This window comes from Temperatibacter marinus (genome assembly GCF_031598375.1).
Taxonomy (GTDB): domain Bacteria; phylum Pseudomonadota; class Alphaproteobacteria; order Sphingomonadales; family Kordiimonadaceae; genus Temperatibacter; species Temperatibacter marinus.
Map to the genome: position 1 here is coordinate 136,747 of NZ_CP123872.1, position 24,063 is coordinate 160,809.

A 24,063-nucleotide genomic window follows, 5' to 3' on the forward strand; every position below is an offset into this window, starting at 1 on the left:
TTGATTAAAGCAAGCGAGATGGGTATTCTCATCTCGCAGTCATAATTCTGACCATATTTAGGATGATACTAGAATGATGAAAAATACAGCCAGCATAATTCTGACATCAGCTCTGCTCTTGAGCAGCGCAGTGACTTCTCAAGATCAAGCGCAGCAACGTCCTCTTCACTGTGGCCCTGCACCGCAAGATTTCCCTGTCATCCCTAATGCTGAAACAGCAACAACAAAGCAAGTTGTTGAAGCTCGTAAAAACATCTTGGCTTATTCTCAAAAAATTGATGTCTACTTCACCTGCATGGAGCAACGAACACAGTATATCAAAGCCTATATGTCGAAAGACCAGCTAAGCCGCTATGAGAATGATATGACGGATCTAAATAACAAATTGCGGGATGCTCAGATCGAAATGAACAGAGTAATTCGAGCCCTCAGAAGTCGGCGCTAAAAGCGATATTTTTTCTAATTTTAAAGGCAGCTTTATCGCTGCCTTTTTTCTTTCTCTCTTGACAGATATCCCCTCTACTTCCATCATCATTTTCAAGTTAGAGGAAGGGATATCATGCTTAAAAATCGTTCTGTTTATAATAGTGAAGATTTACCAATATTTCGCGACAGTGTCCGTAAATTTTACGAAGCAGAGGCTGTTCCTCATCGAGACAGATGGAGCGATCAAGGTAAGGTTGATCGAGGCTTTTGGAACAAATTAGGCGAAGCAGGCATGCTTTGCCCACAACTCCCTGAAGAGTATGGTGGCTTAAATGTTGACTACAGATATTGCTGCGTCATCAATGAAGAGCAAGCCTATACACGCGCCGGCGGTGCAGCCATCGCTGTACATAGCGATATTGTTGCTCCCTATATACTCGAGTATGGGGATGAAGCTCTCAAACAAAAATGGCTCCCTAAAATGGTCAGTGGTGACGCTGTCGGTGCAATCGCAATGACTGAACCAGGAACGGGAAGTGATCTTCAAGGGATCAAGACCACCGCCGTAAAAGACGGGGATCATTTCATCATTAACGGCTCAAAGACATTCATCTCCAATGGTCAAAATTGTGATTTTGTTCTGACTGTCTGCAAAACCACGGAAGAAGGCGGCGCTCAGGGCAGCAGTATCATTCTCATTGAAGCGGATCGTGAAGGATTTAAGAGAGGTCGGAACCTTGAAAAAATCGGCATGCACTCTTCAGATACATCAGAACTATTCTTTGATGATGTCAAAGTCCCTGTGACCAATTTAATTGGGTATGAAAATGCTGGCTTTATGTATTTAATGCAGCAATTACCTCAAGAACGCTTATCCATTGCCATGATAGCCATGGCCTCCAGCCAGAGAGCTTTTGATATCACTCTTGCCTATACCAAAGAGCGACATGCTTTTGGAAAGCCCATCGTAAAATTTCAAAATACACGGTTTGAGTTGGCTGAAATGAAGACAGAACTTGAAGTGGGATGGGCCTTTGTAGATCAGTGTTTAGAAAAGCACATTAAGGGGGAATTAGACGCCCCTACAGCGGCGATGTCTAAACTTTGGACTACCGAATTACAAAGTCGTTTAGTCGACCGCTGCGTCCAGCTTCACGGTGGGTATGGCTTTATGAAAGAATATGAAATTGCCCAACACTATACAGATAGTCGTGTTCAACGCATTTATGGCGGAACAAGTGAAATTATGAAGGAATTGATTGGACGAACTCTCTAGACTTTGCTAAACGGCCTGCAAGTGTTTGGTCCCTAATATAAGAGGTAATCCTATGGCTCGCATGCGTGTAACTTTAAAATCAGAGCTGGCTCATGGCGAGTTTTACTGGGTGACCACTGTCAATGCTGACAGTGAGGATGAAGCGCTTGTGGCGGCTGAAAATCTATTCATGTCAGAAATGGAACGCCTTGACGAATGGGAATTTTCTGACTTTAACGTAGAGACGGACTAACGCCTACATCTCTTTCTCACAGTCACTGTCTCGAGAAGCCCATTCATCCAGCGCATCAAGAGAACGGCCTAATTTTTCCGCCTCAGTCGATTTTTTAAGAAAAGCAAAATATCGGCTTGTATAGTCTTCTTCCCTCATCAGAATACTATAGGATATTTTCGTCTGACAGTTGCCTAAAGCTTCTAATTCAACGGTCCAATTACTTCTGAATGTTTGGCTTACAATATAACTTCTATAAAATCGTTGCGGTGTAATTGTCTCCGTCGTCTCAGTGCCACTCCATCGCCTAAAATCACGCTTCCAGAAAAGTAATCGAGAGCTTTCCACTTCGTAGGGTTGACCGCTAAGAGGGGCGTGATCAACCAACTCAACGACCCAGTTATCCCGAAGATCAGGCTGTACAATATAGGGCCATATGTCCTTTGGTTTCAAAGTAAGTGTGCGGTCTACCTTGACCAGAAGATTTCCCCCTGAGATGACCATAAAGCCTCTTAAAATCGCAAGAACAACAAGAATAATCAGACCGATTGCAACGGTTTTATGAAATCCATTATAGCCTTTTAGAAATTGCATCTGCAGCCTTTCCCAATTTGAGTGGTAATCCGTGTAAAGCTATCTTATAACCATGTTTCAAAAAAAACGGGAGAGGAAAAATGCACACATACCCCATCACACTTATCGCAGCGTCATTCTTAGGACTGATTCTTCTGTACCTTTCAATTAATGTTGTTCGGTTACGATGGAGCGAGAAAGTATCACTTGGTGGCTCTGCAAAAGAGAACCCAAGGCTATTCAAGGCTGTTAGAGCTCATTCAAATTTCATAGAATATGTTCCTACAGTACTGATTATTCTCGGATTGCTTGAAAGCAAGAAAGCATCGACGTCTCTTTTAATAACCATCTCTGTTCTCTTGGTCATAGGACGGCTCTTGCATCTTTTTGGCCTGCAGAAGAAAAGAGAAGTTAATAACTTTCGCATCGTTGGCTCACTTGCAACTTTCATGTCCTTATTGATAGCTTGTTTAGGGGGCGTATATATTGCCTTTTTTGCAGCTTAATTTCTTGTAAAAACAATTGATAAATGCCCTTGACCTCTTGGGCACTATCTCCCATAAGGCCCTCATGAAAGACCAAATTCTTAGACATCCCCCTTTCGTCCTCTTAGACGATAGTCAACCGGCTCAGACAGCGGGGATGTCTTCGTTATTTCATTCTCCAGATCGCCTCATTATTGCCCAGAGTGTTGCTGACATTGATGCCGCCCTAAAGGAGATCGATTCAGCGCTTGCTACAGGGTTTCATGTCGCTGGATATATCGCCTATGAAGCCGCTGCCGCCTTTGAGGAGAAACTCTCTCATATAGCAGATCAATCAACGGCACCCCTTATCTGGATGATGGTCACAAAGCATCGAGAATTACTGCCTCAAAAGGAAATAGAGGATCTCTTAAAAGAAAGTGATCTTGAAAGTAAAAAAACATATTCTCTCCAAATTGCAGAGAATTCAAACGAAGATCAAACCTATCTTTCTGCACTAAAGAAAGTGAGTGACTATATTCATGCTGGTGACGTTTATCAAATCAACTACACCTTTCCTCTTGAAATCACCTTAAAAGGGGATCGCCTTGCCCTCTATCGGGCATTGAGACAATCTCAACCAGTCCCTTACGGAGCCTATATTGATACTGGTGAGCTGTCAGTCCTCTCCTTTTCTCCTGAATTGTTTGTGGCCCGTCGAGACAATCAACTGTCCAGTCGACCTATGAAGGGAACCATCAGACGCGGTAAGACCTTGGAAGAAGATCAACATCTTCAAAACTCACTAATTTCAGACGAAAAGTCTCAAGCTGAAAATTTAATGATCGTAGATCTCATCAGAAATGACTTTAGCCGAATTGCCAAACCTCACTCTGTTTCAGTTCCAAAACTTTTCGAGACAGAAGTATACAAGACGGTTATACAAATGACTTCCGAAGTTCAGGCTGATGTTGATAAATCTCTAACTCCGTCAAGCATGATTAAAGCGTTATTTCCCTGTGGTTCTGTAACTGGCGCTCCAAAAGTTAGAGCCATGGAAATTATTCATGAATTAGAGAACGGCCCTCGGAATGTTTATTGCGGTGCAATTGGCCACTTCTCACCTGCTTCCGGAAAAAGCCCTTTGGATTGGACACTCAATGTTCCTATTCGCACGCTTACACTGGATAAGACAGGTAAGGGTAGTTTTCACATTGGCAGTGGCGTCGTTGCCGATAGCGCTGCAGAGCAAGAGTATGAAGAATGTTTGCTTAAAGGTAAATTTTTAACTGAACTGCATGCTTCCCGTCAACACGCTCCCGCTCTTTTTGAGACAATGGGCTTTGATTCGCACAGTTTAAGTCAAGCAGATCAAGATGAAAATATGCCTCGCAGCTCATTCATTATGAATTTTGATCTTCATATGAGGCGACTACATAAAAGCGCCACTTACTTTGGTTATCCCTATGACAAAGCGACCATTGATGCTCAGCTGGATATGCATCTTAAGGCCATACCGCTTTCTTCAGGCATCCACCGTATCAAACTGATCATGGACTTTTCAGGAAAGATATCTATTCAATCATCCGTGCTCGATAAAGAGACTAATCCCAATTTAGAGCCCAATTCTTCTCGGGGAAAAATTGCCTTTGCTTCGCACAATCTATACTCCGGTGATTATTATCTCTATCATAAAACAACCCGCCGGGATCAGTATGATCGTGACTTCGAGCAAGCTCAAAAGCTTGGATTAGAAGATATTATCTATCTCAATGAACGGGGAGAAGTCTGTGAAGGTGCCATTAGTTCTCTCTTCATCAAAGCGTCTAAATCGGATACAATATTACTTACGCCTGCTTTAACGTCAGGATTATTACCAGGAATATTACGCGCTTCTCTTATAGCAAATGGTCTCGCTGAAGAGGCCACCTTAACCAAAAAGCAAATAGAAGACGCTGACCAGATTTTTATTGGCAATAGCCTCCGCGGATTGCGGCGTGTCAAGATTTGCACTGCATCAAATGGAATGGTTTAAACTCATGGAAAGCCTCGCTCTATGTCATTGGTAAAACTCCATACGGCGCTAGTTAAGGATACGCCCTATATCGGCGTAGAAGACGGCACCCATCCTATCGTGTGGGCTTTAGGGGCTCTTGAAGATTTTATCGACCTCCCTGCAGAAGAAAGTGTGAAATTCATTAAAGCTCATGCCGTCTCTCTGCCAAAGCATGCAAGACCTTGCGCAATATTCACCCCTTCTTCCCGTATATTTTGTGTCGGTAAAAATTATGCAAAACATGCACAAGAAATGGGAGGGAAATTGCCTAGCGCCCCTGATATATTCCTGCGTTTTCAAGAAAGCTTTGTGACATCCAATGCTCCTCTTAAGAAACCTGCAAAAAGTGAGGCCTATGACTTTGAAGGTGAGCTCGCCGTCATTATTGGTAAAAAAGGCCGTGCAATCCCTGAAGCCTTGGCTTTGCAGCATGTATTTGGCTATTCTATTGCCATGGATGGCACAGCACGTGACTGGCAAAAACGTACTAGCCAATTTTCTTTAGGAAAGAATTGGGAACAGTCAGGCAGCATTGCATCTTTCCTTTTGCTGCAGTCAAAGGCTGTTACACCTCCGTCGTTTTCTCTAAAGACTGAACTCAATTCTGAAATCATGCAGCAAGGGACAACAGATGACATGATCTTTTCAATCCCAGCCCTGATCGCCACTCTTAGCGAAGTTACGACTCTTCACCCTGGCGATATACTCTTAACGGGCACTCCGGACGGAGTCGGTGCAGGCAGGCACCCACAGATTTTCTTAAAAAATGGAGACCGTCTCAATATTATTATAGAAAAAATTGGGACCTTAAAAAACACTGTCTCTGAATAATTTTAACCTAACCCACTGATGTATCTCATTTAAATTTCTAATTTCCTCACCTAAGGCTTGCCAAAAAGTAAACAAAATCTAAACATATTTCTTCGTTTTGTTAACTTACTCTTTAACCATTTTTAGTATCTTCAATCTTGTCGAGAGATCGACATGTAGTTTTGAGTATGTGAAGGCCTAGTAGGGCGCACCCCTATTCCTCCTCCCCCTAGTGTAGCTTGCAATGGCAAGATTACCGCGTGTTGCTAGGCCCAAGCACATTCCCCCTAGTTTAGAGTTTTAAAGAACGACCACTTGCCCAGCGGTCGTTCTTTTTTTACTAAAGTTTAGATCAGCCCCGCCAGATAGAATCAGTTCAACTGATCCTCACGGGCGTAGAAATTCTCTTAAAATAGAAAAATACATCAGAGAATCGATGATTTTCTTTCCTCTTCTTATAGTGATTCGGTTCATAATGTTTTCAATTGATCGAAATAGCGCTCAAAAATAAACCAAAGTAAAAGATTTTTTTAATATTTTAAAAACGCTCATCTATTTTTGAAATTGGACAAAAAGAGGCAAAAATAAGGCACAGTAACCCCAATATAAAAGGAAAATTTCAACACCTTGAATTTGCTACATAGTTACAGAGTACAAAGCGACTACATCCCGTATGATCATCAAGGCAAAACTAAATTATGCATAGATCTTAAGGATTTATAATGAAAGTTTTCTCATTCATGAAGTATAAAGATATCCCGTAAAAACATTTTTTTTTCTGAAAATTACAAAAAACTACTTGGCAACACATCAAATGTTTGGATTATAGAAGATGAGCCGAATGTCGGACTCTAATAACTCTAATTCTAGTTCTCAATGCGATTACAGAGTTAGTTGTGTGTTGTAACTTTTTTTTGCGGTTGCCTAAGGGCGTATGTCTCATTAAAAAGACACTCAGCATCCAGACATTTCATATTCATTAGTGAATTATTAAATGTCAGTTATAAGGATGAGATATCGCAATACCATATAATGGATTGCATAATCGGACCATTGGGGAGAGTGGTACGAAGGGATATAGTGGATATTATTATATTCTGGATTCTCTTTCCCAGTGATTAAAAAGGGTATGACCACCGTGGTTTTCTCTATTTAACAGGCGTTAAATGGGAAGCTATGGTCATGCAAGGTAAACTAAGCTGCTTTAGCAGCGTAAACCCAAGTGGGCAGAAAATGGATATGGCTACAGTAAAGAAATTAGCTATCTCAACGGCAACTGCTGCTTCTATTCTTTTTGCAGGCGCGTCAGCTGTTTCAGCACAAGACGACGCCCGTATTAAGCAGGTCGTTAAGGAAGTATCAGAGTCTAAGAAGGTTGCACAGGCTACTCAGTCTCAAATTGAAAAGCTTGATAACAAAACTCAGTCACTGATTTCTCAGTATAAGCAAACACTCAAAGCAATTGCAGGTCTAGAAGCGTTTAATGCGCAGCAAAGACGGACAATTGATTTGCAGAAAAAAGAAATCACTAAGCTTCAGACATCTATCTCTGGCGTTGCAAGCATTAAGAACCAAATTCCGGGTCTAATGGAAGAAATGATTGGTAACTTGGAAGAGTTTATCGCTCAGGACATTCCATTTGAAATGGAAGCACGTCAAAACCGTCTCCAAGAGCTTAAAGATGTTCTTGTTGATCCAGGATTTGAAGATCCTGAGCGTTTCCGTGTTATTTTGGAAGCTTATAAAACAGAAGCTGGCTACGGTAGCTCAATCAACGCATGGAGCGGTGAGCTTGATGGTCGCACAGTGAACTTTGCACGAGTTGGTCGCATTGGTTATTACTATCAGACCAAAGATGGTAAAGAAGCTGGTGCCTATGTTGATGGATCATGGCAGAAGCTTGATGCACAAGCGAACTCCCAAATTCGTAACCTTATGAAAATGGCTCGTAAGCAAGCACCATTCGATGTTCTTGCTCTACCAATCATAGCTCCACAGGAGAAATAAGAATGAAAAAGATTCTTTCGGCTGCTGTCGCATTCGTATTGGGCTTCTCTGCAGTATCTGCACAGGACACCGGTACAGATCTTGATACACTCCTGAATAAAGTTCGTAATGGTAGTGTGACGGATACTTCTAAGTACAAGCAACGGGTGAATGCATTCCGGACAAAGCAAGTTCAGCAGCAAGCTGAATTGAACCGTTCTAATGCAGAAAAATCACGCCTTGAAAAAGAAAGTGATCGTCTGACAAAGCAACGTCAAGACTTAGACGCAGAAATTGCGCGCCTTGAAGACCTGCTTGATAAAGAAAAAGGGAAACTTGGGGAGCTGTTTGGTGTTCTACAGCAGGCGTCTTCTGATGCGAAGGCGACCCTTGAGAACTCTCATATTTCTGTTGAGTTTCCAAATCGTTTGAACGAAATCAATGCTCTTGTTGATAAAGCAAAAGATACAGCTCAATTGCCGACACCTGACGAAATTCGCACATGGCCTTCTGCTATGATGATTGAAATGGTTCAGTCTGGTAAGAACGTAAAATTCAATCAGAATGTGCGTCTTGCTGATGGTAATGAAACAAACCTCGACATCGTTCGGATCGGTGACTTTGGTTTCATAGGCGGTGGTCGCTTCTTCGTTCTTGCTGATGGCGGTATTGTTGAGGAGCTTCCTCGCCAGCCTTCCCTCGTGCTTGATACGGTTGCGCCTTACCAAGCGGCTTCATCTGGCCTTGTCTCTCTTGGCATTGACCCCACACGCGGTGTCATTATGGGTATGGAAGTAGACAAAGCAACTCTAGAAGATCAGTTAAAAGCTGGTGGCCCTACAGGGTATCTAATTCTAGCGCTTGGTGCTGTTGGTGTTCTTCTTTCTGTCGTTCAGTTTGTTTATCTCTTTGTTGTGAAAGCAAAAGTGAAATCACAGATTAAAAACTCTACACCGAACCCGAACAACCCACTGGGTCGTGTTCTTCAGGTGTATGCTGACAATCCAAATGTAGATGTTGAAACACTTGAGTTGAAACTTGACGAAGCAATTCTGAAAGAAACACCAGCTCTTGAGCGTTTCCTAACTCTCATTAAATTGATTTCTGCTGTAGCACCTTTGTTTGGTCTACTGGGTACAGTGACAGGGATGATCGCGACTTTCCAAGCGATTACACTCTTCGGTACTGGTGATCCAACAATGATGGCTGCTGGTATTTCTATGGCGCTTGTGACAACTGTGGAAGGTCTAGTGGTTGCTATTCCTACTCTGTTGCTTCACAGCTTCGTGGCTGGTGCTTCTAAGACTGTTATCCACATTCTTGAAGAGCAGTCTGCAGGTATCATTGCGGTACATGCTGAGAAAGGTAACAGCTAATGCTTCTACTTAGTAATTCACTTGATGCCATTGCTGCGTTCATCAATCAGGGCGGCAACGTCCTGTACATGATCATGGCTGTGACATTCATCATGTGGGTGCTGATTGTAGAGCGTATGTGGTATTTTACTTTTGAATATCGCAAGCAAAAAGCTCGTGTTATCGATGCTTGGGAATCTCGCTCTGAACGCCAATCATGGTATGCGCACAAAATTCGCATTGCCATGATCAGCGAAACTTCAGATGACTTAAACACAGGAGTGACTATGATTAAAACTCTTGTGGCCCTCTGCCCTCTTGTGGGTCTGCTGGGTACAGTGACAGGGATGATCGAAGTGTTCGAAGTTATGGCAACACAAGGGTCTTCAAACGCCCGTGCTATGGCTGCTGGTGTATCAAAAGCCACCATTCCAACAATGGCTGGAATGGTCGCTGCCCTCTCGGGTATCTTCTTGAGCACCTATATCGAACGTAAAGCAAAACGCGAGTCTGAAAAGCTTGAAGATCAGCTGACCATGGACCACTAATCCTTAAGGAAGAATTTAATGCGTAAGTTTGCAAAAAATGAAGATGAAGCAGAAGTAAACATGACCCCGATGCTCGACATCGTGTTCATTATGCTTATCTTCTTTATCGTGACTGCTTCTTTCGTAAAGGAAAGTGGAATCGATGTGAATAAGCCTCCTGCGAATAACAGTCCTCCACCAGACAACGAGCAAGACGACGACAAACGTGCGATTGCCTTCATTGTCGATGGAAGTCAGCAAATTCGTCATGATTTCAAACGTGTGGCTCTGGGTTCTGTCCAGGCTATCATTAAGAAAAACAGCGTTGAGCGTCCAAAAGCGCCTGTTGTTATTCAAATGATGAGCGGTGCCCAAACTGGTATCGCCATGGAAATCTATGATGTTGCTCAAGAGATTGGTATTCCAAGAGAGCAGATTATTCTGATGAAAAAATAATACTCCTTGGTGGGGGTCCCTGATCCCCACCACATACACCGAATGACTATACCTATATTTCGCCATATTTTGGCCCTATAATAAAAAATGGGAAAGTCTTCAAAGTGCAGAGATGGAGAGCCAACGGCTCTTTAAGAGATCGAGCCAAAAGGCTATTGGAGAGTAAGAATGCGTGACCATTCGCAAAAAGATGAAGATACCGAAATTAACATGACCCCGATGCTTGACATCGTTTTCATCATGTTGATTTTCTTTATCGTTACCGCCGTTTTCGTAAAAGAAGCTGGTGTTGACGTAACTAAACCGGAAGCAGCTACTGGTGAGCTGCAGCCACAGGTTTCAATCCTGATCGCTGTTACGGATAAAAATGATATCATTATTAACCGTAAACCAACCAAGATTGATAGTGTTCGTGCTGCTGTGAAAAAACTTCATTCAGAGAACCCCCGTGGTACTGTTAATATCCAAGCCGATGTTAGATCTGACGCCACAATCGTAATGGACCTTTATGATGCCATTAAAGATGCTGGTGTTGAGACCATCGCTATTTCTACGGAGGCGAAATAAATGATAGCTCGTTATGCATCATCGCTCATCGCTGCAGTTGCCGTCACATTCGGTCTGTTTATGCTGATGCAGTTTTTGGTTGCGGATCCTGATTTGGACCTTAAAGAAACCAAGAAACGTAAATCCATCAATGTAATTCAGGATATTAAAGATCAACCTCCACAGCGTAAAGAACGCGTTCTGGAGAAACCACCAGAGCCTGAAATTATTGAGCCTGAGATTGATATACCCAAAGTAGCGAATGTAAAGCCTACGAATATCAGCCTTGCGCCGCCTCCTTCTGCTGCAACGGGCCGTGCTGGTCTAGGTAACATTAATCTTGGTGCTGGCGCTGACGGGGATTACCTTCCACTTGCTATGCAACAGCCTGTTTATCCGAACCGTGCGCTTGAGCGTGGTATTGAGGGATACTGTGTTGTACGCCTGACTGTGAATGAAGACGGAACTGTCGATTCAAATTCAATCGAGCTTGTAGAAGAAGAGCCTAAGAATGTATTCTTCCGTGCAAGCCGTAAAGCCGCAGCTAAGTTCAAATACAAGCCACGTGTAGTGAATGGTAAAGGTCAGAAAGTGACTGGCGTTATTTACAAATTCTCATTCAACTTGGCTGAAGACTAAGGCAACTGGAGTTAACTATGTTCAATACATTTGCAAAATTTGCGAAACCAGCCATTAAAGCCTCAGTCATTGGTGCTGTTTTGGCCGCGACCCCTCTTGTGGAAGCGATCCCAGGTTTGAGCACAAAGGCTTTTGCACAAAATATCTGTGCTGACGGGAAGCCTTTCAAATCTTCACGTAAAAATATCACCATGAGCAAGCGGACATATCGCAAGTATGAAAAGGTTCTCGAAATCTTTGATCAATCAGGTGAGCTACGTAAGCAGATTGATATGCTAAAGTCTCAGGCAAAAGAAGCGGAAGCTTTGGCTGCGACGAAGACTAAGCCTGAAGAAGCAACTGAAGCTGCGACCCTTCGCTCGCAAGCACAGACGTTCCTTAGTCAAGTTCCTGCTCTTGAGAATCAAACAAAATCTATGGCAAGAGACGCTGAAAGTCTTATCAAGGATGCGCTAAATTCTAGCCGCACACCGGATTATGATCGTGCGTCAATGCTTCAGCTTTACTCTCAAATTAACTTTGAGCGCGGCGATACAAAAGCAGCAATCAAAAATCTTGAAGATTTTCTTAGCTACGAAGCTGTTTTCAGAGAAACACGTTTGCACGGCATTACCTACAGTGTTGCTCAGCTAAACTATTCTGAAGAGCAATATGATCGTGCGCTAGACTATCTAAATGATTGGTTCAAACTTTCTGACACTGTTTGTCATAAAGTGACAACAACACAGAATACCTTCATTGCACAGCTTTACTATGTCACTAAAGACTATAATAAAGCGATTAGCTACATGCAGCGTGCAATTGATGAAGCTGAAGCTAATCCTGAAACAGATTCTAAGGAACAATGGTATCAGCTGCTTGCAAGCTCATACTACGAGCTTGGCAATGTTAACCGCTACCGCGATATGCTAGAGATTATGGTCGTTAAATGGTCGAAGCCAGAATATTATAAGCGCCTCGCCAGTGTCCACCAGGAACTGGGTGAAGATACAGTTTCTTACTCTCTATTTGAGGCTATTTATGAAATGGGTTGGATGGATAACAAACCGAATGAGATCAAAATGGTCGCTCAAATTCAGTTTGCCCGTGAATCGTCTATTAAAGCAGCTTGGATTATCGAATCTGCATTGAGAGATGGTCGCATGAAGTCTGATACAGATAACACGCGTCTTCTTGCTCAGGCCTATATGTCATCTTATGAGTTTGAAAAGGCTGTACCGCCGCTGACAAAAGTTGCTGATGAGCTCCAAGATCCAGAGCTGTACCTACAAGTCGCAGGTATGGAATATGGTAATGGTAACTCTGCAAACGCTGTGCGTATGTTCGATAAAGCTTTGGCTCTATACAAAAAGAAGAAGAAACCATCACGTTCTAAGATCGACAGCGCAACGCTTGGTAAAGGGGCAGCTCTTCTGGATCAGAAAAAAGTTATGGACGCCTGTCGGGTCTTCCAAAAACTGGGCCGTGAGTCGAAAAACAGACGTATAAAACGTCAGGTTTCAAGCTTTAAGAAAGCTATTGAAGCAGACATCGCCCGTGAAGATATGTTCTCTGGCAATGATACAAAGCGTAAATGTAAATAACATTTTCGTATTATAGAATTGAAAAAGCGGTGCCTTAGGGTGCCGCTTTTTTTTGATCTCGTTGGCCATCTCTTCCAATGATTATTTGCATAATAAAAGAATAAATTGAATTCATCCTGTATAAGTAGGATTATTGATTATGTTATGTTATTACTTAATAATCCATATGCAGAAAAGGAGAGAGAAATGAGACAAACCACACGATATACAGGAGCTTTAGTAGTTAGTGGTAGTGTGACATTTAGCCTGTTTATGCTAATGTCTGGATTGGTAGCGCAAGATGATCTTCATCTTGATCCCATTAAGCCGCCTAAAATTCCTAATGTCATTCAAATGGATAAAGAGGTCGAGCCCAAACCGAAAGGACCAACGACGGTAGAGCCAATACCTCCCGTAACTGTCCCTCCCACTTATGAACCCCCGTTGACAGGTGATCAAGAGAACAATATTTTCATACCCAAGCAACCAGAACTGTCTCCTCCCACTTCAACATCAGATGTTGATTATAGCTTTGTGAGTGAAGGCGAGATGACCTTACTTGCATCGACCCGTCCAAACTATCCTATTAGCGCACAGGAGAAGGGGATTGAGGGGTATTGTGAGATTAGTTTGACAGTCAACGCAGATGGCACTGTGGACCCTACTAGTATTCGCTTTGTGGACGGTGACCCTGGCAAAGTCTTTTTTAAGGCAAGTCGCAAAGCAGCTCTTAAGTTTCGTTATCAACCACGGGTGAGACAGGGTGTCGCTCTGACAGTAGAGAATGTCGTCTACCGCTTTTGGTTCAAACTACCCAAGGAATAGACTTGAGTGAGAACGAACAACCCTAGATAAATTCAAAGGCCCCTACCACCCCTGCGGGCCTTTCTTACACGTTACACGCCGTCAAGAAAACGTTTCACGATACGCTGGACCATGTCTGGTTTTTCAGCATGAAGCCAATGCCCTGCTCCGCCCACAGTTCGGACTGATGCTTTAGGGAAGAGGGATAAAACTCTTTCGCGGTGTTCTGGTAAAACATAATCACTTTCACCGCCACGTACAAAAAGAGTATCGCCATTGTAGGGTGTACCGCTATTGCCCGCTACGATCTGCTGGTAATGAGTTTCAATGGCGTCCAAATTTAATCTCAGGTCCCAGCGCCCTTCAGAATTTCGGCGCCAATTGGTCGCTAGAAAAGATAAAACAGCTGGTTCTTTTTCATAAGAGCTTAAAATCTTTATCACATCATCTCGTGACGAGATTTCTGTCTCGGTTACCTTACGCATCCCTTTCAGTATCTGGGTGTGATGATGATCATAAGCAACTGGGGCAATATCAAGCACACAAAGTTTATTGACTCTGTGACTGTTATTCAACGCAACTTGCATTGAGGTTTTACCCCCCATTGAATGTCCGACAAAATGGGCTGATTCAATCTCGAGCTTATTCATCATACCGATTACATCGCCAGCCATCTTGTCGTACCCCATCTCGGGGGTGTGCGGGCTTTTCCCGTGATTCCGAAGATCAAAGCCATATACTCTATAATTTTCTGATAGTGCCCGCGCAAGGCCCCCTTGGTTATCGTTGGAGCCAAATAATCCATGCAAGAGGATTACTGGTTCCCCTTCACCGCGTTCCCTATAAAATAAGTCCATATCTAATTCGCTAACCTTTTAAACTCTTTAACAAGAAGAGAGAATGTCTTATGACGAGGATCTATCATCTCAAAGTGCCCTGAAAGCGGGGCTTCTATCACCGTGTGTGCTATCATTTTCTCCTTCAGTACTTCTACATAGCGCAAAGCGACAGGCGTCCAAGTCTTATCATATTTTCCAATGAAAATAGTCTGGGGTACTGTTTGTAGTGGATTTAAGGCCGTGTCAGCCATTTTGTAGGCTTCGGCCTTGTCCTTTGGGCTTCCCCCCATTAATTTCGTAGCAGCATTGCCACAGGTTTGTTCTTTACTAAGATAGGATAAGTCTGCTGCAGGGGCCATAGCAAGCACGGCTTTTGGTTTAATCTTCGCTTCACGGCCATACCACAGAGCCAAATGACCACCAGCTGAATGGCCTGATACAACAACCCGACTTAAATCTAATCTATGGGGGCCAGCCAGTTTATCTAGCGCTTTACCCGAAGTTAAAATATCGTCAAAAGTCCCCGGGAACCCTCCTCCTTCATGTCCTATCCTTCTGAATTCAACTGACCAGACAGCAAACCCTGCGTCTGAGAGATGTTTCGTCAAATTTCTCGTATGCTTTATATCATATTCAGCATACCAACAGCCGCCGTGAATAAACATAATAACAGGAAAGCCATTTTCAGGGACTGGTGTCTTAGGCATCCACAGCTCACCAAATTGAGGCGCCCCGCCCCCGTAGAATATGGTGTGATCTGGGATCGGAGCAGGGAAATTTCCTAAGGCCTGCGCAGTCATGATTTCTGGTTTCTGATCCTCTGCATAAACGGCTCCAAATAAAGTCATGAGGATACATAAAAGAAAATAAAGAAAAAGCTTCATCCTTACCCCCTGGCTTGAGCATGACCCATAGGCCCTGCACCTTTGCCTAAATTCGGCGCCTGTTCAATTGCTCGACTTACAAAGTTGTTCGCACGCTCACAGGCTTCATAAAGAGGCATTTCTTGCGCTAGAGAGACCGCTAACGCGCTTGCTAGCGTACAGCCTGTGCCATGTGTATTCCGTGAAGGAAGACGGTCTGCCTCAAAGGAAAACCGGCTGTCTTGTGAAATATAAAAATTTCGAACGATGTCTAATTCTTCTTGCAAGTGACCTCCCTTAGCAACAACAGCTTTTGTGCCAGCCAAGAGTAACGCTTCTGCTGCGGTAATCAGATCTTCTTCAGAAACAATAGTCCGTCCAGTTAGGGTTTCAAGTTCGGGAACATTCGGCGTCACAAGCGTGGCCCTGGGTAGCAACAGTTCCTTATAAAGGGCAATGCCATCATGGTTGAGCAGTTGAGCGCCACTAGTAGCGACCATAACAGGATCCACGATCAAATCACCTGTATACTGAAAATCTTCGAGAGCCCTATCGACAGCTTTTATAATTTCTGCAGAATAAAGCATACCTGTTTTAATTACGTCGGTTCCAATATCTTCTAGAACAGATTTTATTTGCTCATAAACCATTTTAGGTGGGATAGAATGTATATCGGATACCCCTAGGGTATTCTGCGCTGTCACACATGTCACTGCTGTTGATGCATACCCCCCTAACATTGTAACGGTTTTGATGTCCGCCTGAATGCCTGCGCCACCGCCGCTATCAGATCCTGCTATAATTAAGACCCGCCCATTCATGATACTTCAGCTTTCCGCTCTGCTCTCAGACCAGGTTGATCCATAAGAGCATGATCATGCAGCCCTTGAATTAACTTAAGGGCCTGTTTCGTTTCGCTTACATCATGAACTCTCACAATTTGCACTCCTTGCTCAAAAGCTTTAAGTGCCGAAGCAAGAGAGCCGGGCATTCGATCTTTTGCCTGCTCAACTCCTGTGACTGCGCCGATAAATCTTTTGCGGCTAGCCCCCAGTAAAACTGGAGAGCCTAAACTGTGAAAAAGACTCAAGCTATTCATCAAAGCCATATTATCTTCAACAACCCGTTTGCCAAAACCAATACCCGGATCAAGGATTATTCTGTCTTTTGAGATTCCGGCCTGAAGGCATACCTCTCGTCTTTCAGCTAGATAATCATAGACATCCAAAACCACATCATCATAGATATGCTGCTGCTTGCTTTCTCCTTTTGAGTGCATCAAAATTACAGGTGCTGTGCTTTGGGCAGCTACCGCAAGGCTTTCAGGATCATATGTTAAGGCTGAAACATCATTGATGATTGTCGCACCGGCTTTTAAGGCTTCTTCCATTACAAAACTATGGCGCGTGTCTATCGACAAAGGCACGCCTTCTTTTGCCAAAGCAAGGATGACAGGGATAACACGTTCAGCTTCATCTCCTTCCCAGACAGGCGCGGCGCCAGGGCGAGTACTTTCTCCCCCAATATCAATAATATCAGCGCCTTCGGCTATCATACGGCGAGCACGAACAATTGCATGCTCTGGATCTATAAAATCACCCCCATCAGAAAAACTGTCTGGTGTCACATTCAGCACACCCATAATCAAAGGGGAGAGGAAAGAGAGGTCTTTTGTCACGTCCTCAAGCTTTAGCGAAGAGCGAGGTGACCTAAGGTGAGAAAGTTGTGTATTTATTTGCTCTCTTATGCTGTCAGACACATGTAAGGTGTCGACTTCTTCCCAAAGCAAATATTCATCGAAAACTCGATGAGCAGGGGTCTCTGGTGTACGAATTATCACCCGTACTGATCGAAAACCGAGGCCCGTGGATCCAAGACGCAAGGACCGTTCATCACCCCAAATAGGTAAAGAAGGGACAAGGTAAACCCTTGCCCCTTCCGGTAGATGTTTCAGATCATTTGTCTGCACGTTTATTCAGCCTTATCGCCTTCAGTTGACACTGCATCGGCGTCATTCTGATCATCTTTTGGCTCAGCTGTCTGAGGACCCGTCGTGGGCGCAGAGACCGTTGTCGCTGGCTTTGGTGCTTCAGGCTCTTTCCGTTCAACTTTGCCTGTTTTAATGAGAACTTTAAGCTCATCCCCCGTCAGAGTTTCATACTCGAGGAGAGCTTCGCCGATTTGATTCAGCTGTTCTCTGCCCTCTGTAAGGATTGTACGAGCACGCTCATAGCCTTCTTCAACAAATCTTTTAATCTCAGCATCAATCAATTTGGCTGTTTCATCAGACATGTTTTGTGACTGTGCAACAGAATGGCCAAGGAATACCTCTTGCTGATTTTCAGTATAAAGAACAGGGCCAAGCTTCTCTGACATACCCCACTGGGTCACCATCTTTCTTGCAAGATCTGTTGCGGCTTGAATGTCTCCGGAGGCACCCGAAGAAACCTCTTCTTCGCCAAAACAAATCTCTTCAGCCACACGGCCACCCATAGCCATAGCCAACTGATCATGCATTTTTCCTCTTGAGAAAGAATATTGATCCCGTTCTGGCAAACTCATGACCATACCAAGTGCACGACCACGCGGAATGATGGTCGCTTTATGAATAGGGTCAAGATGCTTGCACATCAAAGAAACAAGCGCATGACCCGCTTCATGATAGGCCGTCATCTTTTTCTCATCATCTGTCATCACCATAGATCGGCGTTCCGATCCCATCATGATCTTATCTTTTGCATCATCAAATTCTTTATTAGAAACGACTTTCTTGTTGCGACGTGCAGCCATCAATGCCGCTTCGTTTACAAGGTTCGCAAGATCAGCTCCAGAAAAACCTGGTGTTCCTCTTGCAATCACTGTTAGTTCAACATCCGGAGCGAGAGGCACTTTGGCTGAATGGACTTGCAAAATTTTCTCGCGACCATTTTTATCAGGGTTTGGTACAACAACTTGACGATCAAAACGTCCGGGGCGAAGCAAAGCAGGATCTAGAACATCTGGACGGTTTGTTGCCGCCAAAATGATAATGCCTTCATTCGCCTCAAAACCATCCATCTCAACAAGGAGTTGGTTTAACGTCTGTTCTCGCTCGTCATTACCACCGCCGAGACCAGCACCTCTGTGACGGCCGACTGCATCAATTTCGTCAATGAAGATGATGCACGGCGCATTCTTTTTGGCCTGTTCAAACATATCCCGAACACGGCTCGCACCAACACCAACAAACATTTCAACAAAATCTGATCCAGATATTGTAAAGAAAGGCACATTCGCCTCTCCTGCAATTGCACGGGCTAGCAATGTTTTACCGGTTCCTGGAGGGCCCACAAGCAGCGCCCCTTTTGGAATCTTTCCGCCAAGCTTAGTAAAGCGCCCAGGATCTCTGAGGAAATCAACGACCTCTTCCAGCTCTTCTTTAGCTTCTTCAATGCCGGCGACATCTTCAAATGTTTTCCGCTCTGTTTGTTCATTCAAAAGACGGGCTTTAGATTTACCAAAGCCCATGGCACCACCGCCACCGCCTTTGCCTTGCATCTGGCGCATCATGTAAATCCAGAATCCAATAATCAGGATGAATGGCAGCCACGATAAAATTGTCCCAAGCAACATGCCACTATCTTGCTTTTCAACAACCACTTTGACGTTCTTTTCTACGAGAAAATCCGCCAGATTCAAATCAAACGCCATTTTTGTTGTTTTAAATTGTTCACCGCTAGTAAACTTACCAACAACATCTTGTCCTGTTATCTTAACTTCGGAAACAGTCCCCGCCGCGACTGCATTTTTAAAGTCAGAAAAGGGTATGGTCTCAATATTCGCATCGGTATTGCTAAAGCCGTTATAAAGCGCACCTAGCAACATAATGATCACGACCCAAACCAGTAAATTTTTCATAAAACTGTTCACTCTTCTTTTCCTTTAAAGGAATCTACTTGTTCTTATTATTTTAACGCGTTGCAACAGACTTGTCACACACAGATAAGAGAAAGATAAGCTTTCTATTTATAAATACAAGGTCCTGCAAGGCGTTTATGAAAATATTGGGTGATATTTTAGGGACCTAGGGATGCTCCTAGCGAAAAAGGCCCACTATACCTACATTTTATCGCGACTCGGTCCATAGCGCTTGCATCTAAACCAAGGGTATAAACACCTAGAATTTCACCTGCCGCATTTCTATAGGTCGGTAAAATCAGCCGAACTTCGAAAGGGATATGATCCAAACGCTGGCTTACGAACTCGCAAACTGATGCCCATCCCTCTTTTCCCAAAGGACCCACACTGATTTCTTCGCAGAAAGGATCAAAGCTCAGCTCCCAGCTTCCCCCATAGTGATGGGTCCGCTTTGCGGTTTTCTTTAATAACGTTTTCTCTTCAGGGTAGACAAGGATTAGGTCTGGGCCAGCACAGCGAAACACAACACCGTCCAAAGTTGCCGCCTTAAAATCACCCTCACGCATTTGTGCCTTAAGCGTCAAGAGTTTCTGATAGCGCGGCGCATAGTCCTTACCGGAAATACTTTTTATTATTTCTGTAAGACTGCGTTCAACAATCTCTTCAGGGGCCTTATGAAGACCAGCGCTATTTATTGTCACATAACAATACTCCGTAGCGTTAACCCAAGTTGTTAGCCATTCGGAAACATAATAATCGAGAGCGGATTGAGCCTTTTGCATCGATTGAGCTGTGTTAACAAGACGTTGAGCAGAGAAACCCTCGTGAGGCGGGGTCTTTAAAAAGTTACGGATTTGCACCCGGTCGAATGAAATATTCTCATTACTGGGGTCTTTGATCCACGTCACATTTTTAGAAAGAAGATAAGATTCCAAATCTGATTTCGGTGTATTCAAGAAGGGCCGAAGCAGGTTGAGACTTGGATCTAAACTGGTCACTTTCTGCATCGCTTGAAGTCCCTTAATTCCACTACCTCTAGCAAGTCTGAGAAGAAAGGTCTCTGCTTGATCATCCCTATGGTGTGCGACAAGCAGATTCCCAATCTTTTCAGACAGGCACCACTGTTTCATCAAGGCATATCGTGCTTCGCGGGCTTGAGACTGGATATTAGAAAGTGGTTTTTCCCCAGTCCATTTTAGAACTGAGTAAGGAATGTCATGACTTTGCATTATTTTGGCGACAGAATGCGCTTCTCTGGTTGACTCTGCCCTAAGGCCATGATCAACGATGAGAGCGTGAACTGTATAGTCAAGGTCTTTGAGCGACAAGATCAAGGCCAAGCTATCTGCACCTCCAGACACGCCTACGGCCAAACAATTGGATTTACTCAACTGTAAATCCTGGAAAGAGGCTGAAAAATCTTCAAGCTGAGACATGTCAATCGACTACTGGCACTTTGCCTGTTTATAAAATCTATCTGCTCTCGCCCTTAAACGCGCAGAGACTTTTTTGTCCATACCATTGAACTCGGCCAGAATAGCACAAATTTGACCGGACTCTTCGCCTAATTTGACGAGAACATCGGCAAGATCTACAAGGGCGTCCGGATATTTAGTACTATTTGGGTAGGTTTCTATAATCGCGAGAAACTCTCCCGCTGCGAGAGGTATTTTATTTTGTCGTTGATAAACACGGCCCAACCAATAGCGCGCATTTGAAAGAAGAGAGGACGACGGATTGGCCTCAATAAACTGTTTCAATGCAACCTCCCCATTAGGTAGGTCTTGCTTATGAATGAAGGAAAAAGCAAAGTCATATTGTTGTTTATCTGTGCCTTCCGGCAAGGTGATCGCTGTGCTTACACCCTCATTTACAAGTGCTTCTGGTGCCCGATTTGTTGGGGTTGTAGCTTCGACTGTTGATGAAGATTCTATAGCTGTAGAATCTACATTGGTCGCGTTCTGTTCAGACTGACCTGCATCCTCGGTAGGAACTTCTGTCGCAGGGGCCGCTTTTAAAGCTTGAAGCTGGAAAGCCATTTCCTGCCTTAACCCATCAATCTCCGTAGAAAATTGTCGCTGACGTTCTTCCATTTCCTCTAGGCGCCCGGTCAGGGCCCTAAGCTGACGCTCAAGAGACGTCATCTTGGCAGACATATCAGCAATGATAATGCGCATCTTTTTGCCGTCACCATCGGCAGCTCGCTTAAGATCAATCTTTAGCTGTTGGACAAGTAGATCGAGATTCGTGATTTTTGCATTCAATTCTTTTCGGCTCTGAGCATGAGCGTCCCCAACCGAAAAAATGGTTCCTGAAACAAGCAAAACAACTGCAAGAAAAATACGCATATAACTCTCTACCCTATTGCTATTCATGAATCTGCCCCGCCCAGAATGCCATAAGGGGTCCGGAGCGGGGCAGTTAAATTCTTAGTCTTTGGCAGTGATTATCTAATCACCAAAACACCGCGACGGTTTTTAGACCACACACCTTCACCAGTCCCAACTTCTACTGGACGTTCTTTACCGTAGCTGATTGTTGTCAGACGATCCGCAGAGACATCAAGGGCAAGAAGGTAGTTCTTAACAGCGATCGCACGACGCTCACCAAGTGCTAAGTTATACTCACGTGTTCCGCGCTCATCACAGTGACCTTCAATCGCAACACTAACATCCCCATAATGATTTAACCATTCAGCTTGTCTTTGAAGAATACGACGAGCAGCATCCGTTAGTTCATCGCTATCATAGGCGAACAAGACACGATCAGCGCCAGCATACATCTCAATCCCTTTGGCATCTTTAGAATACCATGTCTCAAGCTCTCTTTGCTCTGCAAGTTGAGTTTCCGTCATTTGCGGATTGTTAACCCCAGAAATATTTTCACCGTTATTTGACTGAACATCGACCTGTTGATTTTCAGTGGATTTATTCATATCACTGGAATCATTAGAGCATGCTGCTACCATGAGTGTTGCTGCTGCCACTGCTACAACTTTAAGTCTTGTGCGATTAAATGTCATTCTTTGTCCTCCAAATAAGGGTATTGCCCCGGAATGGTATCATTATAATGTGCAAAGTAAGCCTTTCGCTTTAAAAGCTTAGCTAATTGCGATTCACTATAACCACGCATTTCACCAAAGACAAGCACCAGATTGCCCTTAAAACAATGTTTTTTATAACGATTTAGTGATTTATAGCAACTGAACGACAAAAGTATGACAATCTCATAAAATTTTAATGATTTTATCGCACTTACCATCCTCTGAAAGATAGAAACTGTTGAATCTGCCCCAGAGGCGCTTATATGATGAGAATAGTTGAAAAAGGATCTATTTATGACACAAGCACTCATGCTCAAAAACAGAGGTCTTCTCAAGCTGACTGGCGAGGAGAGAAAGAGCTTTTTGCAAGGTCTTGTCACATCTGACATGGACCGTCTTACACCGCAATCACCGCTTTATGCTGCTTTTCTAACCCCTCAAGGAAAATATCTTTTTGATTTCATCCTCTACGAGCTAGACGACGCGATCCTAGTTGATTGTGAACTCTCACGGGCCGAAGATCTTTGGAAACGCTTAATGATGTTTAAATTACGGGCAAAGGTGGAGATTGGGAACCTTTCTGATGAATCAAGAATTTGGGCTTTGTGGGGGGACGATGACATCCCCTATCCTACTTTCACTGATCCAAGGCACTGGAAATTAGGCCGCCGCGGGATTATTCCTAAAGGCATCAACTTAACGCTTGGCGATGAAATCGCTCACAGCCTTGATCCTCTCAAAGCGGAAGATTATGAAGTTGAGCGCTTAACACTGGGCATTCCTGAAGGCAGTCAGGACCAGGAAGTTGATAAATATTTCTGGCTAGAATGCCGAGCAGAAGCGAATAACGGCGTCAGTTTCACCAAAGGATGTTACATTGGACAAGAACAAACGACACGCATGAAACACCGAACAACCATCAAGAAAAGTTTATTGCCCGTTAAACATCCAGGTTCAGTCGAGGCAAATATGGAAATCGTGACTGAAACAGGGAAAAATGCTGGTACCATGAAAAGTGTTGCACGACAAAGCGGCCTTGCCTATGTGCGCTTAAAATACAAAGAGGAGTCCTTAATTTGTAATGGCGTCCCCATCATCCTACTCTAACGGGGCACTGCTCTCTCTTATTAAACAACTAAAGAAAATTACGATTGACGTTTTTCTTGTCCAGTATAGGGCGGTGGGTTGAGACGCCGTCTATCTGGTCCAGTATAGCTATCAGATGTAATAAATTTCTTCTGAACTGAAATCACCTGTTCCATCTGTTTCAGAACAACTGCACCAGTTATATCGCCAATCATCAAGGCACTTGCACCAGCATTCCGGGCTTCTAAGGCTCTCTCCTTAGTTACCTCACCATCTAAATGTAAAATGATATCCGCCCTAGCCATCGGAGAATTTGTCATACGTACAAAACGAGTAAAATCAATGCCACCATGGGGCTCAAGGTTTGAGGCTAAGAAAAACATATTAACACGGCCGCCAGAAGAAGCCATCGCGTTAAGCGCTTCGCTGCTTGTCGATGCATAAGCGATGCGTTTGATGCCCTCAGACCGCAGGCTATTTGAAATGCCTTGGGCAACCTGCTGATTTGGTAGCGCAAGGACAACATTCAATTCGGATAAACTTTTTTTGCTCAATTTACACCTCTCGAGAGAAAAACAAGTTTACAATCTCACCTTAAATTACACAAGAAATTCATATAATTGTCCAGCGAAAAGGATAGGCCT

General features: G+C 43.8%; 25 protein-coding genes. 15 read left to right on the plus strand and 10 right to left on the minus strand.

Features of this window, described 5'->3' with window-relative positions:
• Positions 1-73: 73 nt before the first annotated feature.
• The 3 genes from QGN29_RS00670 (at position 74) to QGN29_RS00680 (ending at position 1,934) form a co-directional block, all read left to right on the plus strand.
• Positions 74-445, plus strand: a complete 372-nt coding sequence (locus QGN29_RS00670; protein WP_310798713.1) for a hypothetical protein — start codon at positions 74-76, stop codon at positions 443-445.
• Between the two features lie 114 nt (positions 446-559).
• Entirely contained in the window at positions 560-1,702 is a 1,143-nt protein-coding gene (locus tag QGN29_RS00675; protein ID WP_310798714.1) for an acyl-CoA dehydrogenase family protein, read from the plus strand.
• Positions 1,703-1,754: 52 nt separating this feature from the next.
• Positions 1,755-1,934, plus strand: coding sequence for a hypothetical protein (locus tag QGN29_RS00680; RefSeq protein WP_310798715.1), 180 nt, complete (start codon positions 1,755-1,757; stop codon positions 1,932-1,934).
• A gap of 3 nt (positions 1,935-1,937) precedes the next feature.
• Here QGN29_RS00680 and QGN29_RS00685 read toward each other — a convergent pair whose 3' ends face one another.
• A complete protein-coding gene (locus tag QGN29_RS00685; protein ID WP_310798716.1) occupies positions 1,938-2,507 on the minus strand; it encodes an SRPBCC family protein in 570 nt (189 codons plus the stop codon).
• 80 nt (positions 2,508-2,587) lie between these two features.
• Between QGN29_RS00685 and QGN29_RS00690 the strand changes: the two genes are divergently transcribed.
• From QGN29_RS00690 to QGN29_RS00740, 11 genes are all read left to right on the plus strand, one after another.
• Entirely contained in the window at positions 2,588-2,992 is a 405-nt protein-coding gene (locus QGN29_RS00690) for an MAPEG family protein (RefSeq protein ID WP_310798717.1), read from the plus strand.
• Between the two features lie 64 nt (positions 2,993-3,056).
• Entirely contained in the window at positions 3,057-4,985 is a 1,929-nt protein-coding gene (gene pabB / locus QGN29_RS00695; RefSeq protein ID WP_310798718.1) for an aminodeoxychorismate synthase component I, read from the plus strand.
• 21 nt (positions 4,986-5,006) lie between these two features.
• Positions 5,007-5,837, plus strand: coding sequence for a fumarylacetoacetate hydrolase family protein (locus QGN29_RS00700; RefSeq protein WP_310798719.1), 831 nt, complete (start codon positions 5,007-5,009; stop codon positions 5,835-5,837).
• A 1,161-nt stretch (positions 5,838-6,998) separates the two neighbouring features.
• Entirely contained in the window at positions 6,999-7,823 is an 825-nt protein-coding gene (locus QGN29_RS00705; protein ID WP_310798720.1) for a DUF3450 domain-containing protein, read from the plus strand.
• Positions 7,824-7,825: 2 nt separating this feature from the next.
• Positions 7,826-9,178 (plus strand): MotA/TolQ/ExbB proton channel family protein, encoded by a 1,353-nt coding sequence (locus QGN29_RS00710; RefSeq protein ID WP_310798721.1) that lies wholly within the window; start codon positions 7,826-7,828, stop codon positions 9,176-9,178.
• Positions 9,178-9,705 carry a MotA/TolQ/ExbB proton channel family protein gene (locus QGN29_RS00715; RefSeq protein ID WP_310798722.1) on the plus strand — a complete coding sequence of 176 codons (528 nt, stop codon included), beginning with the start codon at positions 9,178-9,180 and terminating at the stop codon, positions 9,703-9,705. The genes QGN29_RS00710 and QGN29_RS00715 overlap by 1 nt, the downstream gene beginning before the upstream one ends.
• Before the next feature lie 18 nt (positions 9,706-9,723).
• Positions 9,724-10,140, plus strand: a complete 417-nt coding sequence (locus tag QGN29_RS00720) for an ExbD/TolR family protein (protein ID WP_310798723.1) — start codon at positions 9,724-9,726, stop codon at positions 10,138-10,140.
• Between the two features lie 168 nt (positions 10,141-10,308).
• The gene (locus QGN29_RS00725) at positions 10,309-10,707 is read left to right on the plus strand and encodes an ExbD/TolR family protein (protein ID WP_310798724.1); all 399 of its coding nucleotides are present in this window, start codon (positions 10,309-10,311) and stop codon (positions 10,705-10,707) included.
• Positions 10,708-11,325, plus strand: a complete 618-nt coding sequence (locus QGN29_RS00730; RefSeq protein WP_310798725.1) for an energy transducer TonB — start codon at positions 10,708-10,710, stop codon at positions 11,323-11,325.
• A 17-nt stretch (positions 11,326-11,342) separates the two neighbouring features.
• On the plus strand, positions 11,343-12,908 hold the full coding sequence (locus QGN29_RS00735; protein ID WP_310798726.1) for a tetratricopeptide repeat protein: 1,566 nt from the start codon (positions 11,343-11,345) through the stop codon (positions 12,906-12,908).
• A 186-nt stretch (positions 12,909-13,094) separates the two neighbouring features.
• Positions 13,095-13,712 (plus strand): energy transducer TonB, encoded by a 618-nt coding sequence (locus tag QGN29_RS00740; protein ID WP_310798727.1) that lies wholly within the window; start codon positions 13,095-13,097, stop codon positions 13,710-13,712.
• A gap of 71 nt (positions 13,713-13,783) precedes the next feature.
• Here the strand turns inward: QGN29_RS00740 and QGN29_RS00745 are convergent, their stop codons facing one another.
• The 8 genes from QGN29_RS00745 to pal form a co-directional block, all read right to left on the minus strand.
• On the minus strand, positions 13,784-14,548 hold the full coding sequence (locus tag QGN29_RS00745; RefSeq protein WP_310798728.1) for an alpha/beta fold hydrolase: 765 nt from the start codon (positions 14,546-14,548) through the stop codon (positions 13,784-13,786).
• A 2-nt stretch (positions 14,549-14,550) separates the two neighbouring features.
• Positions 14,551-15,414, minus strand: a complete 864-nt coding sequence (locus tag QGN29_RS00750; protein ID WP_310798729.1) for an alpha/beta hydrolase — start codon at positions 15,412-15,414, stop codon at positions 14,551-14,553.
• Positions 15,415-15,416: 2 nt separating this feature from the next.
• Positions 15,417-16,214, minus strand: coding sequence for a bifunctional hydroxymethylpyrimidine kinase/phosphomethylpyrimidine kinase (gene thiD / locus QGN29_RS00755; protein ID WP_310798730.1), 798 nt, complete (start codon positions 16,212-16,214; stop codon positions 15,417-15,419).
• Positions 16,211-17,362 (minus strand): dihydropteroate synthase, encoded by a 1,152-nt coding sequence (gene folP, locus QGN29_RS00760; RefSeq protein ID WP_310798731.1) that lies wholly within the window; start codon positions 17,360-17,362, stop codon positions 16,211-16,213. The genes thiD and folP overlap by 4 nt, the downstream gene beginning before the upstream one ends.
• Before the next feature lie 2 nt (positions 17,363-17,364).
• Positions 17,365-19,302 (minus strand): ATP-dependent zinc metalloprotease FtsH, encoded by a 1,938-nt coding sequence (gene ftsH, locus QGN29_RS00765; protein WP_375164618.1) that lies wholly within the window; start codon positions 19,300-19,302, stop codon positions 17,365-17,367.
• A 146-nt stretch (positions 19,303-19,448) separates the two neighbouring features.
• Positions 19,449-20,681, minus strand: a complete 1,233-nt coding sequence (tilS, locus tag QGN29_RS00770; protein ID WP_310798734.1) for a tRNA lysidine(34) synthetase TilS — start codon at positions 20,679-20,681, stop codon at positions 19,449-19,451.
• A 54-nt stretch (positions 20,682-20,735) separates the two neighbouring features.
• A complete protein-coding gene (locus tag QGN29_RS00775) occupies positions 20,736-21,638 on the minus strand; it encodes a hypothetical protein (RefSeq protein ID WP_310798735.1) in 903 nt (300 codons plus the stop codon).
• Positions 21,639-21,736: 98 nt separating this feature from the next.
• Complete coding sequence (gene pal, locus QGN29_RS00780; protein ID WP_310798736.1) at positions 21,737-22,312, minus strand: peptidoglycan-associated lipoprotein Pal; 576 nt, start codon at positions 22,310-22,312, stop codon at positions 21,737-21,739.
• Between the two features lie 315 nt (positions 22,313-22,627).
• Between pal and ygfZ the strand changes: the two genes are divergently transcribed.
• The gene (gene ygfZ / locus QGN29_RS00785; RefSeq protein ID WP_310798737.1) at positions 22,628-23,440 is read left to right on the plus strand and encodes a CAF17-like 4Fe-4S cluster assembly/insertion protein YgfZ; all 813 of its coding nucleotides are present in this window, start codon (positions 22,628-22,630) and stop codon (positions 23,438-23,440) included.
• Between the two features lie 38 nt (positions 23,441-23,478).
• On the opposite strand, the gene QGN29_RS00790 is transcribed toward ygfZ, so the two are convergent.
• The gene (locus QGN29_RS00790; protein ID WP_310798738.1) at positions 23,479-23,973 is read right to left on the minus strand and encodes a response regulator; all 495 of its coding nucleotides are present in this window, start codon (positions 23,971-23,973) and stop codon (positions 23,479-23,481) included.
• Positions 23,974-24,063 lie beyond the last annotated feature (90 nt).

Bases quoted from the DNA above. Each gene is read 5' to 3' on its own strand.
- pal (WP_310798736.1), bottom strand. From the start codon at position 22,312: ATGACATTTAATCGCACAAGACTTAAAGTTGTAGCAGTGGCAGCAGCA.
- QGN29_RS00685 (WP_310798716.1), bottom strand. From the start codon at position 2,507: ATGCAATTTCTAAAAGGCTATAATGGATTTCATAAAACCGTTGCAATC.
- QGN29_RS00720 (WP_310798723.1), top strand. From the start codon at position 9,724: ATGCGTAAGTTTGCAAAAAATGAAGATGAAGCAGAAGTAAACATGACC.
- QGN29_RS00750 (WP_310798729.1), bottom strand. From the start codon at position 15,414: ATGAAGCTTTTTCTTTATTTTCTTTTATGTATCCTCATGACTTTATTT.
- QGN29_RS00740 (WP_310798727.1), top strand. From the start codon at position 13,095: ATGAGACAAACCACACGATATACAGGAGCTTTAGTAGTTAGTGGTAGT.
- QGN29_RS00705 (WP_310798720.1), top strand. From the start codon at position 6,999: ATGCAAGGTAAACTAAGCTGCTTTAGCAGCGTAAACCCAAGTGGGCAG.
- QGN29_RS00775 (WP_310798735.1), bottom strand. From the start codon at position 21,638: ATGCGTATTTTTCTTGCAGTTGTTTTGCTTGTTTCAGGAACCATTTTT.
- QGN29_RS00725 (WP_310798724.1), top strand. From the start codon at position 10,309: ATGCGTGACCATTCGCAAAAAGATGAAGATACCGAAATTAACATGACC.
- QGN29_RS00670 (WP_310798713.1), top strand. From the start codon at position 74: ATGATGAAAAATACAGCCAGCATAATTCTGACATCAGCTCTGCTCTTG.
- QGN29_RS00715 (WP_310798722.1), top strand. From the start codon at position 9,178: ATGCTTCTACTTAGTAATTCACTTGATGCCATTGCTGCGTTCATCAAT.
- QGN29_RS00700 (WP_310798719.1), top strand. From the start codon at position 5,007: ATGTCATTGGTAAAACTCCATACGGCGCTAGTTAAGGATACGCCCTAT.
- QGN29_RS00730 (WP_310798725.1), top strand. From the start codon at position 10,708: ATGATAGCTCGTTATGCATCATCGCTCATCGCTGCAGTTGCCGTCACA.
- QGN29_RS00690 (WP_310798717.1), top strand. From the start codon at position 2,588: ATGCACACATACCCCATCACACTTATCGCAGCGTCATTCTTAGGACTG.
- pabB (WP_310798718.1), top strand. From the start codon at position 3,057: ATGAAAGACCAAATTCTTAGACATCCCCCTTTCGTCCTCTTAGACGAT.
- thiD (WP_310798730.1), bottom strand. From the start codon at position 16,214: ATGAATGGGCGGGTCTTAATTATAGCAGGATCTGATAGCGGCGGTGGC.
- QGN29_RS00745 (WP_310798728.1), bottom strand. From the start codon at position 14,548: ATGGACTTATTTTATAGGGAACGCGGTGAAGGGGAACCAGTAATCCTC.
- ygfZ (WP_310798737.1), top strand. From the start codon at position 22,628: ATGACACAAGCACTCATGCTCAAAAACAGAGGTCTTCTCAAGCTGACT.
- QGN29_RS00675 (WP_310798714.1), top strand. From the start codon at position 560: ATGCTTAAAAATCGTTCTGTTTATAATAGTGAAGATTTACCAATATTT.
- QGN29_RS00710 (WP_310798721.1), top strand. From the start codon at position 7,826: ATGAAAAAGATTCTTTCGGCTGCTGTCGCATTCGTATTGGGCTTCTCT.
- QGN29_RS00735 (WP_310798726.1), top strand. From the start codon at position 11,343: ATGTTCAATACATTTGCAAAATTTGCGAAACCAGCCATTAAAGCCTCA.
- QGN29_RS00680 (WP_310798715.1), top strand. From the start codon at position 1,755: ATGGCTCGCATGCGTGTAACTTTAAAATCAGAGCTGGCTCATGGCGAG.